The organism is Bradyrhizobium sp. USDA 223 (assembly GCF_044909005.1).
Taxonomy (GTDB): Bacteria; Pseudomonadota; Alphaproteobacteria; order Rhizobiales; family Xanthobacteraceae; genus Bradyrhizobium; species Bradyrhizobium yuanmingense.
In genome coordinates this window covers 402,142-416,232 of the sequence record NZ_JBIYDR010000001.1, presented here as the reverse complement: position 1 = coordinate 416,232, position 14,091 = coordinate 402,142, and the positions used below count along the sequence as shown (strand labels likewise).

Below are 14,091 nucleotides of genomic sequence, written 5' to 3'. Positions count from 1 at the left end.
GCCCGGTTGCGCTGGGAGTGCGAATCCGTAGTTGTCGTGTCGCCCAGTCATATGTCTGGCAGGAGGTGCGAATACGACGGGTGATTGGCATCAACGTGCACCGTACTTTCGCCGAGGTGGTGTTTTGGGAGGACGGCAGGCTCCGACATGCGGGCCGCATCGATATGACGCGGACGGCGCTGGAGGGATTTGGCAAGACCCTGCTGGCCAGTGATGAGGTGGTGGTCGAAGCGACTGCCAACAGCCTGGCGGTGTCGCGGGTTCTGGCGCCGTTCGTGGCACGGGTGATTCGACGCCGGCCGCTCGCCAGTCTGCAGGCGGCCGGGTACCTGCCGCAGATCTGGACGCCTGACGCGGAGACCGAACGCAAGCGTCGGCTAGTGGCGGGGCGCTACCAGGTCGTGCGGCATCGCACGCGGCTCAAGAACGAGGTGCATTCGATCCTGCACGCGCACCTAATCCCGAAGTGCCCGCATGCCGATCTTTTCAACGCCCGCGGCCGGGCGTGGTTGGCCGCCCAACAGGCCATCGATCGGCACGTCCGTGAGCTCGACCGGCTGGCGGAAAGACCCGGCCCTGCTCGACCGCGAGATCGCGCAGGACGCAATTGAGAATTCCGCGGTTAACAGATTGATGACGATCACCGGCGTGAACTTGGCGGTCGCCGCCGGCGTCATGGCAGCGATCCGCGACATCAGCCGATTCAACAGCCCGCAGAAGCTGGTGAGCTATTTCGGGTTGAACCCACGGGTGCGGCAGTCCGGGCTGGGAGCCGCTCACCACGGCCGTATCAGCAAGATCGGCCGCAATCATGCGCGCGCGATGCTGGTCGAGGCGGCCTGGGCAGCGGCGAAGGCGCCCGGTCCACTGCATGCGTTTTTCCTACGGATCCGCGCCCGGCGTGGCTATCCGGTCGCCGGGGGTGGCCGTGGCTCGCAAGCTCACGGTGTTCTGCTGGCATTTGCTGACGAAGGGCGAGGGTTACCTGTGGGCGCGCCCGGCGCTGGTCGCCAACAAGACCCGCGCGATTCAACTTCAAGCCGGGCATCCGCAACAATAAGGAGCCGGCGTGGAAGACCAGCTTATGCCTACAACATCAAGGCGCTGCGCCACCGCGAGATGTTCTTTGCCGCACAGGCTGAGCAAAGCTACGAACGAATCGTGTCGCAATGGAAACGTCCGGCCAAAAACCGGCGCGCGGGCGCCTCAGCTCGGCAAAAAGATAGCCAGTCCGGTGATGCTTGCAGCCGACGCATCACGCTTCGCCACGAGGTCGCCCGCGCGCCACAACCATAATCGCGACTGATGCAAGTTCTAGGCACCAATGCAGTCCCGTTCCAGGCCAGCGTACCGCCGTGCTCGGGCCGACCAAGGCCAAGCCTTGCGGTGGCCGCAATGCGGCCAGCCTTGACCGCCCCCGCTCGCGGCGGCTGCGAGATCGGTGGCCGGGACGAAAGAATGGCCCGCAGCGCAGCCGAACAAAAGAATGGACTTAAAGCGATCTCCGCAATGGTCGTCCCGACCATGAAGAAATCGCTTGTCCATCTCATCCGTGGAGTGCAGCTTGGTGCGGTGCTGCGGCGGGAAGGTCATGTAGGCCAGCACATCGGTCTAGGCCTCGTCGAGGAAGCCGGCGAGCTTGGGTGGCTTAGGGCGGAGCTGATCGGCGACATTCCGCCATTGCGCTCGTGCGGCCTCGGCATCGTCCTGGGCAAACGCAGTGGCGATGAAGGCGGAGACGACGTGCCGTCCGCTTTTGCCGGCATTGGGCCAGCGCGTTGCGCATGAACTGCACACGGGGGTCGTTGAAGAAGTGGCCAATAGATTTCGCGCGATGCGGCGACCAGCCCCACCATGGCCCTCGCGTCAAAACCCGCGCTACAGCGCGATCTGAAGCTGCAAACGCTGTGAGGACAATCCAAGGCAGAATAAGCGGAAGTAGAGCTGCTGCTAGCCGCTTGAGGTTGATGGCGGCAGCTGCCAGGTAGGCCTGGATCTTCACGTTTGGGAGACCACGCCGTATGGCGCCACCCAGTCCGTGCCAAGTCTTGGCTTCGCCGTGGAAGCCCTCTGAGCGCCAACGATCGTGCTGATAGAGCCGTCGATCCTGTCTGCTCTATCGCTCGCGACGGCGGCGGGCGCGGAGCAGTGCAGGATAATCGTCACCGATAACGACCGTTTTGTTAACCCGCCCTTTCGATAAGCAATCGCCCTTGAGCGGACACCGGGCACAATCCTTCGCCTTCGAATAGAAGAAACGGCCGTGCTTGATGGGTCGCGCGGGGCCCAAGATACGTGCTTGCGGGCACTTCAAGATGTCGTGCTTGGCATCGTATCGGAAGCGTCTGAGCGGTACGCGGCTCTTGATTGGTTCGGCTTTAGCTGGGATCAAGGCGTCGATGCCGCGCCCCTCGAGCGCACCGTAAACCTTAGCGTAGGCATAGCCGGCATCCGTGGTGACCGTCTTGATGTCGACGCCTGTCACAGCTTCAACCTCATCGACTTGCGGCTCGATCATCTCCCCTTCGTTCTTTTGTCCGGTCGTAACCACGACGTCCAGAATGACGCCGACCTTGTCATCGACGGCAGTGTGCTGCTTGTAAGAAGCGGTTCCAGCCGCCGGTTTCGGGCATTGATGGCCATTGTCGCATCCGGATCGGTGGTGCAAATGTTGTACTTGCCGCTCTGCCGGCCCTTTCTCTCGAGTTCACTTTCATCCTCACCTTGATTTTCGCTCAGCAAATCGATCACATGCTGCTCGGTGACGCTGTCCCAACTCACGTTAGCGCGGATCAGCGACGCATGATGTGAACCACTTCGGCTGTTGCGAGCTTGGCCTTCAGGCAGGCCTCGACCGTGCGTTTGAAGATCCTACGGAATCGCTCTTCGACCCCGCGCGGGCGGATGCGCGTCAAGCTTGAATGGTGCGGTAGCTGCTCGTGCAGGCCATAACCAGCAAACCAGCGAATGGCGATGTTGACCTGAGCCTCACGGATCAGCTTGCGATTGTGTACGATCCCGGTGAGCAGACCCGCGAGCATGAGCCGTACCGCGGCTTCCGGATCGATGCCTGGCCGACCGTCGTTCGCGCAATAGCAGTCGGACACCTCTTCCCTTAGCCAAGACAGGTCGAGCACACGATCGACCCGTGCGGGCACGTGCTCATCTGGGACGAGCTGTTTCAGCGAGCCCGTGATGAAGAGCTCCAACTGACCCCGCTCCTTGCGCCCCAGCATCTCGTTTGCTCCGCCGATCGCGAATCGCCGACGAGAACGGAATTAGCCAATTGCAGCTTTTTCAACAACCCCACGCGGCAACGCTGCCAAGTCGCGTTGAGCACCTTGGCGAAAAGATCCGCGTCAGGAGTCTTCTCCATGAGCGTGCGGAGGTCCATCATCTCATCGGTCATCGGTGGCTCCTCAAATCAGGTTGGTGTCGGCAACCCGACCCGACCGGCGAACTGCCGGTGACCACCGCAAAGCCGCCCGCCCGCTACGGCGCTATTCGGGGCGCGCGACCGGGCGGCTTTGCTCTACCGAGCTACACCATCACTGGGGACACGACCCGCGCCGCAGGCAAAAGGTCGGGTCTAGAGCATGCGAGAAGTCCGCAGATCACGGTTATCCGCATGAGCTGCGCGCGAACGAAGACGGCATATTTCTGTCGCCACTCATCCAACACAGTGGGCAGGTCCTCGGCAAACAGGAAATCTAGTCACACAAAGTACGTTAGATGCGACACTCGATTCGAGCAGAAATTGGCGGGGGTTCCGCGCGTCTGTCCTGATGTTGAAATCCCGAAGGAGCGTAGCCAAGTCCAAGCGGAACCTCAAACAGGAGATCAGCGTCTCATGTCACGCCGGGATCCAGGCCGTTGCGACGGGGCTCCGAATTTGCAGCGCGAGCCCCATAGCTCGGTGGTAGCCTTGTACGATCATCAATATGGAGGTCTCAGCACGCTCACTCTACCGGCGGTACCGGATCTGCTCTCTAGCAAGGCGCACAAGCTCGTCAGAGACCGCACCGCAACCGGAAGTTCGCGCAATTAATCACAGCTTCTCGATGCCGCTTATCCAATAAGTACCCAATCAGGAAGGTCCTCAATTATTGTTCGTCTTGATGCTGCGCCCTCTAGAGCCAAATTGCTGTTAGTAGCCGCCTCAAAGTTCGGGGCTAGCGAAATCGAAGGTTTGCACTCCGTCCGGGCAAATCCGCGTGCAGCCGCGCCAGCTCAAAGGCGCGATCACGCACGGTCCTCTGCATAGATTCGCTACTTCCACTGCTTGGGGCGACATGAAGCAGCATCTGCTCTCGCGTGGCGACGGGCGCGGCATCACCTTCGCGCGTGAGCACGTGGAAAAGATGAAGACAGTTGTCCTGGACGCCGAGAACCTGCGTGAGCACGTAGGCGCGATCTCCGGCATAGAGTTCCCCTAGATGGCACATATGGGTCTCGAGCGTGCGGTACCTACCGTGCTTTGAGCGGTACTCGTCGTTGACGCCGATAGACCGGAGCAGGATGTCCGTAGCGTCGCCGAAGAGCTGGAGGTAGCGGCTCTCGTTAAGAGGGCCCTGGTCGCCCATCCAATCTGCCGGTATGTCTCGCGTTCGCGTCCTCAATGGGCTAGAAGGGTTAGTGATACTGGAAGCGCGATCGCGGAGCCTCCGCTCCCACCGATTGAGCGTCTCGCCGGGTCCATAGCTCTGCGAGCGCAGCCCATGCAGCAGGGCCACGAGCAACTCGTCACGCATTTGCTCAGCAGGCAGCGGCAACGGGTCGGCCCTGACCTGCGCGTCTGCTTGCTCGGCAACTTTATCCAGAAAGGATGAGTCCATTTCCGGCTTTTCGGTGAGCCTCGACCACGGCCACTTGAAGGCCCATTGGGCGATGGACTGGCGCATGCCGGCGCCGCCATTGGCCATGCGATAGGAGCCGATGGCAGCGCGGCGCAAGGCCCAAGAGTAGCGCACTGCATCATCGATTTCCTGCAGAGTCGCCACGTCGTCGCGCACCAGCCACAGTGCCTCCCTCGAGAGGGCGTCCTGCAGCCGGTTCGCGATAAATCCGTCCACTTCTCTGCGCAGCACAAGCGGGTGCATTCCAATCGCCTGATAGATCGCAGCAGCCCGTTCCAGAGCCTCGGGCGCGGTGCGCTCCCCGGCACACAGTTCAACCAGCGGAAGCAGGTACACAGGCTGGAAAGGGTGGGCGACGAGCATACAGTCGGGCGATTCCATCTCCGCCTGCAGCAACGACGGCCGAAACCCTGAGGTCGAGGAACAGATCAGAGTTCCGGGCGCTGCCGCTCGACCAGCGGCCGCGAGTAATTTCTGCTTGAGCTCGAGGCGCTCCGGCGCGGACTCCTGCACGAGATCAACGCCCCACACCGCGTCAGTCACAGAATCGACCACCGTTAGCGATCCTTCTGGCGGCAGCCAAACCGGCGCTAGTTGTCGGTATGCCCGCCGCGCGCTGGTCAGCATTTCCTGCACGCGCTCGGTCACACCACGCGACGGGCTATACAGCCGCACGTCGACTCCGTTAAGGATGAAGCGTGCCGCCCACCCGCTGCCGATGACACCACCTCCTAAGAGCCCGACAGTGTGCGGCCACTTGTCGCCTGGGTTCAACTTCTCGAGCATTTTTTATTCTCCCAAGCATACACCTTCTCGCACATTTGGTCAGGCTCGCCGTTCATCGCATCCGCATCCGCGCGATCGCAAAGTGCACCGCACCAGCACCCCGCCGCTTCGACGAGCGAGCCCGCAATGTGCGGGGCGACATTGGGCGGACCGCCTTCGCTGAATTGAACCCCGTCAGACCATGAGTAGAATAAACGAAGCGCACTTCGTAAGAACACCGACAGAATAATCCTCCAAGTCCCTGATGCGTCAGTCTAAGCAATTGGCATGCCACTCGCACAAGGAGCGCGCTCGCCAGGGAGAAAACATAAAAGGATGTTAGCTCGTCCTAAATGACGCTGTGAACTATCGGATCTCAAACGTCACAATACTGAATACGATCTGAAAAAGGCCTTGATACTCCCAACCATAGTGTCTTCCGACAAGCCCATGCAAACGGCCGCAAGCCGGGACGGCTTGGTGCCAGGTTATCTTCTACCAAACTCGATCGGCCGCTCCTCTCCCATACGAGTACAGCGTGAAGGTGAACGCCGGATCTATTGTTTTGAGAAGCGAGCTGCGCTTCGACAACGGTATTGCAGAATTCACAAGAGGTAGGAGATCTTCGGACCGTTTGAGATTTCCACGATCTACGTGGTTTCCGTCGTTCAGCGGCTATCCACTTCATCGGATCGTTGACCTTGAATATTGCGTCCTGCAGAGAACGTCGAAGTAGTTAGCATATGGCCTCGCAAAAGGACCTCGCTGAAAGGCTGTGAACGTGGGATCCTGATAGTTTTCAAGGCCCCCAAGCATTGTCCAACTTAGGACAAAGGCGCAATCATGTAAGCTCCAGCACAGTAAAATTATCTCTGGATCACATTTTTAAAAGCAGAATAGGGCTTACCGGAAAGGCAACGCTGGCACAGCAGTTGCTAGTAAAATGATGCGTAATGGGTAGCGCCGCCGCGAATGTCAGCGGGACAGATCATGGCAAAGGTCGCGTACTTCTATTTCTAGGTGAGTGCCGAGATGGAGCGCTGACATAGGACTGAGGTAGGCTCTCGACGCATTGAAGCTTCCAATCGCATAGCGAGTGCAAAATTCTATCTTATCAAGCCAGGAGAACAAAATGAGATTGCTTATTTTGACAAACACGCTCGATTGCCTAGGCGAAAATGATGCGGTCATCAGCAATGCATTCCGCCGCTCCGGCTGCGAAGTAGTACTCGGTGAGGTCAATTCTATTGCAGCAGATGACTATCGCTATTTTACGCGAGGAGTTCTGTTACGAGCAAAGGGCTTACCGTACGACGTCGGATCTTCTGCACTAGGAGATCGAGGACCATATTTTCTTGATGAATGCCATCTAGTCTGGGTCATGAGCCGGCCCCAGGATCGTGTAGCCCGTGACGTTTGGCAAATGTTGTGGTTGGCTTCTCAACATGCTGCCTTTGTCAACAGCATTGAAGGAATGATGTTTCTAAATACAAAACATGCACTGGGCCATCTTGTGCCAAAGGAGAATAGAGCTTTCTCATATACATCGAATGATTTTTCGTTACTTTGGGAACGGTACCGTCAGGAGGAAGACCAGTGTTGGGTGGCGAAGCCGCCAAATGGGTTTTGCGGAGAAAACGTTTTCTTGCTCCCTCCAAAAGGACCAAATGTTCGAGCAATTCTTCAATGTCTTACAGGAACCATTTTCGAGCGATACGCAATCACTCCGGGTAGTGCGCTACGCGGCTTCCGAGCTGACTATGCTATCCTTCAAAGGTTCATTCCGGAGGTGGCCCAAGGCGAAAAGCGCGTCCTCGTTGCTTGTGGGAAGGCGCTTGCTTGGTATGGTCGGCAAAGGCATCCAGACGATCACAGGTCGAACATACTTCAGGGAGCCAAGCCGATCCCAGTCGACCTGCACTCCGGGGAAATCGAGCTCGTCGAGTTGATCGGTCAACGCCTGATGAAGCATGGGATCAATTTCGTCGGGGTAGACATGGCTTATCCATATATTCTTGAGCTTAATATGGACGACCCGGGAGGGCTATACGACGCAGGATTGGTTTCTGGGGTAGATCGTTCGGACAAGGTAGCCGAGCTGATGATAAATCGCTTTGAAAGCGCTGTTCTTCGAAAGAGATGCCATCCTCCCGGATAAAGCCCGCGTGACACCGATGCGACGTGCTCTGATGCCGTTGTTGTGGCTGAGGCGCCACAACAATTGAGCTTACTGGCTCCTCGGCGGCAATCCGGTCTCCTTGACAATGCAGTTGCCCGACACGCGCCGACGTAAGCCGATCGCCGCTACTAAGGGGCTCTTGACGTTGCCAGGCGGCCGGAACCGCAACAAACTCTCGCACTTGCCCACCCAGCCATGGCTAGCGGCGAGCGCGGTGACCTGCGCTATGGAGATCATCGAGCAGGCCTCGAAGTCGAAGCAATCGAACGTCTTTCCGGCCGAAAGCCGCGCCTCGCGGTGCGTCGATGGGAACGAACTTTCAGCGAGGATGGGCTTGAAAATTTTCCAAGGTGACCACGACTATAGCTCGGTGATCAACGGGCAGCCCTGGAAGGCAGCGATGCGAAGATATTCGAGATAGGGGCCGAGCTTGCCAGGCCTGCCGCGGCTCGGAGGCGGCTAGTTCGAGGCCGCCCGCGACATACTTGCCGATTATTTTCAAGGCGCGTAGCTGCGCCGTGCAATTGTGCCGATCGACAAGACCTGACGCTGAAGGTCCATAATCACGATGAGATCTCCAAGGTGGATCATCCGTCCGCCCCGAATCAGTTCAGGCAACAGCATCGGATGCGGGAAGCTAGCTAGGTGATTTTCGATGCCCACAGTTCGGGAATACAATGTCCGCCGCCACGCGGGAAGCTGTACCATCACCCTGCGGCACGAAGGCAGGATCGGGTGCGAGGTGGACGCGCAGCTGTCCGAGCTCGGTCCATCGGCCAACATCCACGGCGGCAAGCCCATTGGCGAGTTCGATCCCTTCGTAGCTGAGCTCGTGTACCAGCGCGAGCAGATCGACTGACCTTGCCCCCAAGTTTTATTGAATCCTGAGTTCGCTCCGGTCGTTGGATTTGCCCGGTTGGGCGGTGGGAGCGACGGGAGCTGGCGCGGAGCCTTCGGCATAGCGCAGCGCCAGATCCCGGCGCGGGTGACAGGTGAAGGCGAACTCGGAGGGCGTTTTCCATCCGAGCTGCGAGTGGGGTCGGGCATCGCTGTAACCGGCCCGCCAGCATCCGAGTGCGACGGGAGCCTGGGCCACTGACGTGAACAGTGTCTCGTTCAGCAATTCATCCCGCAGGCGACCGTTGATGGGGAAGACGGCCCCGCTCCCTCGGCGCCGGCGATACACTGGCAATGGACGAACCCGGTAACAGGAGCAATCACCAATGAAGTCGCGACAATTGGGTTGGACATTTCGAAGCATGTATTTCACATCCATGCAGTTAATGGCCAAGGCCAAGTGGCCGGTCGCCAACGCCTCCGGCGAGGCGAGATCGTGTCGTTCTTCTCCTCGCTCGCGCCTTGTCTAGGCGGCATTGAGGCCTGCGCGACTGCTCACCACTGGGCGCGGGAGATTCGGGAGTTTGGACATGATGTGAGATTGATCCCGCCGGCCTATGTTAAACCCTACGTACGAAGAAGAGACAAAAATGACGCCGCTGACGCGGCCGCGATCTGCGAAGCGGTCACCCGTCCCAATATGCGGTTCGTTCCCATCAAGAGCGGCGAGAACCAGGCTTCTTGATGCTTCATCGTGCAAGAGGCTTATTGGTCCGCCAACGAACCATGACAGCCTGCGCCATTCGGGCTCACTTTGCTGAGTTCGGAATCATCGTCGGGCAAGGCCGGCAACGGGTGGATGGTCTGGTGGACGTGTTGGATGACGAGGAACTGACGCTACCGGCCCACGCCCGGATCGCACTAGCCGAGCTTGTGAACCAACTGAAGGAATTGGACCAGCAGGTCGAGGCTATCGAGCGCGAGCTGGCTCAGATCCAGCGCGTAAATCCGATGGCGAAGTTGCTGTCCTCGATCCCCGGGATCGGTCCCATAACGGCCACAGCTCTCGCCGCGACCGTGCCGGACGCGACAATTTTCCGCTCCGGACGAGAGTTCGCGGCCTGGCTTAGCCTGACGCCTAAACAGAATTCCACCGGCGGGAAGGACAGGCTCGGCCGCATAACGAAGCAGGGCGATTCCTATCTCAGGCACTTGCTTGTCATCGGGGCACGCAACGTCGTTCGGTATCCAAAGGCCCGGTCCCGGGTCGGAGCTGGCTGGATCGAAGCCCTGCTTGAACGGCGTCGGCCCATGGTTGTTGCCGTCGCTGTAGACAACAAGTTGGCTCGGATCATCTGGGCAATGATGACGACCGGTGAGTTCTATCGGCCTAAGCCCGCGGCCTGAGCTGCCGCGCTTTTTTGGCCACCCTAAGATGTGAGGGCAGATGACAGCGTGATGGAACCGGGGGAGCTGGGGATCGAGAAAGCCCGAAGAGTTTTAAGCGCAACAAGCGCGACCCGTTGATGAGGCCTCGATCCGCGATCTCCATCAGGGCCAGCGGCCATGGCATCGGTCGCACTAACAGGCCGTATACAAGAACGCACCCGACCGGTAACCAAAGTGCTGCTGAAATCCCTTGCATCCGCGGGGCCGTCTATACATGAAACTCTCGACGAAGCCGTTCTGCATCGGCTTTCCCGGCGCAATGAAGTGCCAATCGATGGCTGCGTCCTTGCACCAACCGAGCATGGCGTTGCAGGTGAATTCGGTGCCATGGTCGGACACGATTATTCCTGACTTGCCGCGTCGCTGGACGATTGCCGTCAATTCGGGGGCCACGCACCGCCCCGAGATCGACGTCTCCGGAATGGCGCCCAGGCATTCCTTGGTGACGTCGTCGACGATGTTGAGGATGCGGAAGCGTCGGCCATTGGCGAACTGGTCGTGGACGAAGTCCAGCGACCAGCGCGCGTTCGGCCTCGCCTCGACGGGTCCCCACGGCCTTGCGGCGAGCCCGCCGTTTGCGGACGGTGAGCCCTTCCTCGCGGTAAAGCCGGTAGATCCGGTTGATCCCCGATGGCTCGCCCTCCCGCCGCAGCAAGACGAACAACCGGCGATAGCCGAAACGCCGCCGCTCGTTGGCGAGATCGCGCAATCGGCCACGCAGAACTGCGTCCGGCGGGCGGCTGGAGCGATAGCGGATCATCTTCCGATCCGCCCCCACAATCCAGCAGGCCCGCCGTTCCGACAGGCTCATGACGGCCTGCAGATACGCGATCGCAGCGCGCTTTGGCGGCGGGCCCTACCATTAATGGGATGGTCCGCCCCGTCCTCCTCCTTCATCATAGGAAGGTCAGATCAAAAGAGGAGAGTATCATGGCCCATCGCAATTTTCCGCGACCGGCGGCTGTCTATGGAATCGACATTGGCAAGAACCTGTTCCACGTCGTGACCTGAGCTGCGACGGCACACCTGTTCAGAAAGTTCGCTTTCGATGGGACACCCTTCTTCAGTTCTTTGCTCGCGCACAACCAAGCATAGTTGGCATGGAATCCTGCGCCGGTTCACAGTGGCTCGCTCGGAAGATACAGGCGCTTGGTCACAAGGTGCGCCTGATCGCCGCGCAATTCGTGAAACCCTATGTGAAGTCAAATAAGAGCGATATCTTCGACGCCGAGGCGATCGCTGAGGCCGCGACGCGACCGACAATGCGCTTCGTCGCCGTGAAGGAGGAGGGCCAGGTCGATCTTCAAGCGCTGCATCGAATCCGTGACTAGATGGTCGGCTCGAGGACTCGCCTAATCAATCAGATGCGGGCTTTCTGCCTCGAGTACGGTGTGTGCCTTTGCGTCAGGGTGCCGGAATATTCAAACTCGAGTTGCCGCGCGCTTTGAATGACGAAGGAAACGATTTGTCACCAGTGATGCGTCGCCTGGCGAGCGATCTCTTCGCCGATCTCCGCCGCCTCGAAGAACGGATCCGCGAAGTGACAACGGAGATCGAAGCGGTTGCCGATCGAGAGGACGTCACGCGCCGGCTGATGACAATCCCTGGTATCGGCGCATTGGGTGCGACCGCCGTACTTGCCGCGATTGGTGATGGGCTGCAGTTTCGCAAGGCCCGCGACCTTGCTGCCTAGCTGGGGTTAGTGCCCAGGCAATACTCGACCGGCGGAAAACAGACGTTGCTTGGCGTCAGCAAACGCGGCAACCGTTATGTGAGAAAGCTTCTAGTGCATGGCGCACGATCCTGCTTCCGGCATTTGGACCGAACGCGCGATCGCCTAGGAAGCTGGCTCGACAGGCACCAGGCTCGGATGCATCCGAACAAGGCCGTTGTCGCTCTTGCCGCCAAGATGGCCCGCATTGTCTGGGCGGTCTTGAACAAGCCTGGAGCTCTCTACGAACGCAGAGATCCTGCTTTCACCTGACACTTCTGGCTTCTTGCAAGGCTCGGGAACAGTGATGACGAAACAGTGGATCAACATGCCGTAAGCCCTATGCAAAAAAGCGGGCTTCGTGCCCGAACCATTTATTGGGAACGGCGTGAGCGGATCTCATCATGGCCTGGCTGCAACAGCAGCCCACTCGCGAGAGGCCGGATACATTTATGCAACTGAAGGCGTCATTTTTGCTGTTACGAACCCTTGCACGGACGGGGCGGACCATACATTCTTACCAGCAAGTCCTTCAGCGCGACATTGTCGAGCATGAAATCCGCCAGCAGCCGCTTCAGCCGCGTGTTCTCATCCTCCAGTGCCTTCAGCCGCTTGGCCTCCGACACCTCCATACCGCCGAACTTCGCCTTCCCTTTGTAGATGCTGGCGTCGCTGACGCCGTGCTTGCGGCACAAGTCCGCGACCGAAACGCCGGCCTCGTGCTCCTTCAAAATCCCGATGATCTGCTTCTGTATTCGGTCTGCTTCTGTCAATCCCTTAAGAGCGCGTGCCGCGGGTACCTAGCTTCTGTTCGTGGTCGGCAAAGTCGCCACACGATGGGATTCGGTTGAATGGTCGGTTCAAGCTCTTCGGCGTAGTCAGCGCCTGGAGGGCGGACGCCACGACAGATCATACGAACTCGACCATCCCCACGCCCCGCGACGGGCGTCTCTTGGGTGGCGATGGCGTCCTTACGCCACCGCGGTCCATCTGAATTCGGTTCCATCAACCCACATTCGGTGAAGGACGACAGCCATCTTTTTGGCCAGCACGACCTTCGCACGCTAGCTTCCTTGCCGGTGGGCAACACGCACCGCCCAAGCCTTCATCGGAGACCATTGGGTTGATGGCCTGAGAATAACGTTGGCAGCTTCGAACAGGGCTGTGCGCGTCTCTCCATCTCCGACTTTTGTGATCCGTCCCACCCGATCAACCTCGCCAGATTGGTATCGCCGGGGCGTTAACCCGAGATAGGCGCCGACGGATTGAGACAGGAATCGCCTAGGATCGTCCACAGTGGAGCGGAAGGTCAACGCAGAGACCGGGCCGATCCCCGGTATCGTCATCAAGAGCCGACAAGCCGGGTCACTGCGCACGGCCTTCAGAACCAGACGATGCAGTCGGCTGTACTGCCGCATCAGCGCTTCGCGTCCGGCAAGCAGCGGATTCATGATCGCCTCCAGCAAGGCGTCACCGCCGACCAACTCACGAACTCGCGTCGCGAACAGAGTCCGCGAGACGACTCCGACTTTGAGACCGAGCGGACGCAGAAGTCCGCGGATGACTTGCTCTGTGGGAGCGATGGAGCGGATGATATGCTTGCGAGCCGCGGCCAGCGTCCGCGCCCTTTGGCTGCCGATGCTCTTGACGTGAACAGGCTTGAACCATCCCGTTCTCACCACCTGCGCGATCCCACGGGCGTCATTCCGATCGGTCTTCACCGGCATGGCCGAAAGCGCCGCCCTACCTGGCGGGCTTCCAAACTGACGGCCGGCAGCCCCAGTTTGATTGGATTTGCGGTCAGCCATTCTGACGTCGGTCCTGCCTCAAGGCCCACCCCTTCAACTTGACCAGCCCATGGTTCGAGGTACTGCACAATCGATGGCGCGTCCGCCAAGGTGGTTCCCTCCCGGATAAGCTTTCCGGTCTCGTCAACATGACTATTTCTCCTTCGGATGGAGTTGGTCCAGGATCGTCAGCCAAAACGTGCCGCCCGGCAAATAGGTCAGACGATCGGGACCGAATACCCCATCTCTTCCGAAAAGCGGCTGCGCTTCATGCTCTGGTCCTTGTCGTGGGCCAGAACGAACTTCAAACTGGATTAAGCCCGTGGGCAAGGTCAGCCCTTTTCAAGACGACTCTTCTAGCGGCGTACCGAAGACGCACAAAACAATCCGAGGAGCCTCGGCGCTACGCCTAACGTCAATACTCATTCTCGCGTCTGAACCGCCAAGGGGTCCTTCAGCGAATCCAAGACCGGCGCTGTGTAGCAAGACGAAGCATACGTACGCTCG

The 14,091-nt window shown here is 59.4% G+C and carries 4 protein-coding genes and 9 pseudogenes; 5 read left to right on the top strand and 8 right to left on the bottom strand.

Annotated features, from left to right (window positions below; translation table 11 throughout):
- Positions 1 to 71 precede the first annotated feature (71 nt).
- Positions 72 to 1,296: pseudogene (locus tag ABIA40_RS01745) on the top strand (IS110 family transposase).
- Positions 1,297 to 1,536: 240 nt separating this feature from the next.
- Here ABIA40_RS01745 and ABIA40_RS01740 read toward each other — a convergent pair.
- The 4 genes and pseudogenes from ABIA40_RS01740 to ABIA40_RS01725 all read right to left on the bottom strand — a co-directional run.
- Positions 1,537 to 1,798: pseudogene (locus tag ABIA40_RS01740) on the bottom strand (transposase); the annotation flags it as partial.
- A gap of 75 nt (positions 1,799 to 1,873) precedes the next feature.
- A pseudogene (locus ABIA40_RS01735) lies at positions 1,874 to 3,236 on the bottom strand (transposase); the annotation flags it as partial.
- On the bottom strand, positions 3,182 to 3,409 hold the full coding sequence (locus ABIA40_RS01730) for a hypothetical protein (protein WP_404538558.1): 228 nt from the start codon (positions 3,407 to 3,409) through the stop codon (positions 3,182 to 3,184). The gene ABIA40_RS01730 and the pseudogene ABIA40_RS01735, both read right to left, overlap by 55 nt.
- Before the next feature lie 763 nt (positions 3,410 to 4,172).
- Positions 4,173 to 5,642: a 3-hydroxyacyl-CoA dehydrogenase NAD-binding domain-containing protein gene (locus ABIA40_RS01725; protein WP_404538555.1), complete on the bottom strand. Its 1,470-nt coding sequence runs from the start codon at positions 5,640 to 5,642 to the stop codon at positions 4,173 to 4,175.
- A 1,111-nt stretch (positions 5,643 to 6,753) separates the two neighbouring features.
- Between ABIA40_RS01725 and ABIA40_RS01720 the strand changes: the two genes are divergently transcribed.
- Together ABIA40_RS01720 and ABIA40_RS01715 are read left to right on the top strand one after the other, a co-directional pair.
- Positions 6,754 to 7,779, top strand: coding sequence for a RimK family alpha-L-glutamate ligase (locus ABIA40_RS01720; protein WP_404538553.1), 1,026 nt, complete (start codon positions 6,754 to 6,756; stop codon positions 7,777 to 7,779).
- 676 nt (positions 7,780 to 8,455) lie between these two features.
- On the top strand, positions 8,456 to 8,659 hold the full coding sequence (locus tag ABIA40_RS01715; RefSeq protein ID WP_404538550.1) for a hypothetical protein: 204 nt from the start codon (positions 8,456 to 8,458) through the stop codon (positions 8,657 to 8,659).
- Positions 8,660 to 8,674: 15 nt separating this feature from the next.
- On the opposite strand, the pseudogene ABIA40_RS01710 reads toward ABIA40_RS01715, so the two are convergent.
- Positions 8,675 to 8,944, bottom strand: a pseudogene (locus ABIA40_RS01710) (transposase); the annotation flags it as partial.
- Positions 8,945 to 9,016: 72 nt separating this feature from the next.
- Between ABIA40_RS01710 and ABIA40_RS01705 the strand changes: the two are divergent.
- A pseudogene (locus tag ABIA40_RS01705) lies at positions 9,017 to 10,044 on the top strand (IS110 family transposase).
- A gap of 258 nt (positions 10,045 to 10,302) precedes the next feature.
- On the opposite strand, the pseudogene ABIA40_RS01700 reads toward ABIA40_RS01705, so the two are convergent.
- A pseudogene (locus ABIA40_RS01700) lies at positions 10,303 to 10,942 on the bottom strand (DDE-type integrase/transposase/recombinase); the annotation flags it as partial.
- Positions 10,943 to 11,016: 74 nt separating this feature from the next.
- Here ABIA40_RS01700 and ABIA40_RS01695 point away from each other — a divergent pair.
- A pseudogene (locus ABIA40_RS01695) lies at positions 11,017 to 12,070 on the top strand (IS110 family transposase).
- 248 nt (positions 12,071 to 12,318) lie between these two features.
- Here the strand turns inward: ABIA40_RS01695 and ABIA40_RS01690 are convergent.
- Both ABIA40_RS01690 and ABIA40_RS01685 read right to left on the bottom strand, forming a co-directional pair.
- Positions 12,319 to 12,570 (bottom strand): annotated as a pseudogene (locus tag ABIA40_RS01690) (transposase); the annotation flags it as partial.
- 198 nt (positions 12,571 to 12,768) lie between these two features.
- Positions 12,769 to 13,754, bottom strand: a pseudogene (locus ABIA40_RS01685) (IS110 family transposase).
- Between the last annotated feature and the right edge of the window lie 337 nt (positions 13,755 to 14,091).

Bases quoted from the DNA above. Each gene is read 5' to 3' on its own strand.
- ABIA40_RS01720 (WP_404538553.1), top strand. From the start codon at position 6,754: ATGAGATTGCTTATTTTGACAAACACGCTCGATTGCCTAGGCGAAAAT.
- ABIA40_RS01730 (WP_404538558.1), bottom strand. From the start codon at position 3,409: ATGACCGATGAGATGATGGACCTCCGCACGCTCATGGAGAAGACTCCT.
- ABIA40_RS01725 (WP_404538555.1), bottom strand. From the start codon at position 5,642: ATGCTCGAGAAGTTGAACCCAGGCGACAAGTGGCCGCACACTGTCGGG.
- ABIA40_RS01715 (WP_404538550.1), top strand. From the start codon at position 8,456: ATGCCCACAGTTCGGGAATACAATGTCCGCCGCCACGCGGGAAGCTGT.